This window comes from Actinomycetota bacterium (assembly GCA_005774595.1).
GTDB lineage: Bacteria > Actinomycetota > Coriobacteriia > Anaerosomatales > D1FN1-002 > D1FN1-002.
Genome location: VAUM01000513.1, coordinates 1 through 1,042 on the forward strand (window position 1 = coordinate 1; position 1,042 = coordinate 1,042).

Sequence of the window (1,042 nt, forward strand, 5' to 3'; positions counted from 1 at the left end):
GGCCATCAGTTGCCCGTCTGCGCGCGCGACACCGGCATCTACCTCGGCTTCGTCGCGTGCGTCCTCGTCATCGAAGCGTTGGGCCGGCGCCGGTCGGAGCCGCCGACGCTCGCAGTCTCCGGCATCGGCTTGGCGCTGATCGGCGTGATGGCGTTCGACGGGGTGACCTCGTACGCGGGTATCAGGACCACCACGAACGACATCAGGCTCGCAACCGGGTTGATGGCCGGCTTCGGCATGGCCCTGTTCGCGGCGCCGATCGTCCACGCGCAACTGTGGCGCAGCCCGGTGCGAGAGCGCGTCGTCAGCGGTCCCCGCGAGGTGGGTCTGTGGCTGGCCGCGCTCCCGGCCGCATTCGTCGTGGCGCGGTGGTTCCTGCCGCTCCTGGGCGCGGGCTACGCGGTGCTGACGGCCGTCTGCATCGTCGCGACGTTCTGCTGGGTCAACTTGGCTATCGTCTGTCTCGTCCCCGCGTTCGAGGGGCGCGCGGAGCGTCTGACGGACGCGTGGGTGGCGCTGCTGCTCGCGCTCGCGCTGTCGGCGCTCGAGATCGGCGCCAGCGCCCTGTTCCGGATCTGGATCACGCGCCTGCTCACGTGACGGCCGGATGCGCCGCACTTCCGCCTGCTCGGCGGCTGGATTAGAGTAGTGGTGATCAGGGCGGCTGTACCGCGCGACCCGGCCTCGGGGGTGGATCATGGTCTACACGAGCAAGGACCAGGTGAAGGTGGCGGTGATGACCGATCGCCTTCGCATCGAGGGCACGATGCACGTGCTCGCGGGAAGCCGGGTCACTGACGCCCTCAACTCGAAGGCCAAGGACTTCATCGCCTTCACCGACGCCGCCGTCTTCTCGCTCATCGACGACCGCCTCCTCTACGAGCCCGAGTACGTCGCCGTGAACCGCGAGGCGATCGCCGCGCTCTTCCCGCTCGAATAGCCCCGCGCGGGCGATGTCACAGTCGCCCGCTAGCCTCCCTTCGAACAAGTGTTCGTTCGGAGGGAGTCATCATGTCGGGACTGTCCGATCGCGAGCTTCACG

General features: G+C 68.5%; 2 protein-coding genes. Both read left to right on the forward strand.

All coding sequences use genetic code 11. The features are described 5' to 3' along the window. Positions 1-600: DUF2085 domain-containing protein (locus FDZ70_11345; GenBank protein ID TLM64780.1), on the forward strand; the 600-nt coding region annotated here is incomplete at its 5' end. A gap of 97 nt (positions 601-697) precedes the next feature. After that, a complete protein-coding gene (locus FDZ70_11350; protein ID TLM64781.1) occupies positions 698-940 on the forward strand; it encodes a hypothetical protein in 243 nt (80 codons plus the stop codon). The last annotated feature ends 102 nt before the right edge of the window (positions 941-1,042 follow it).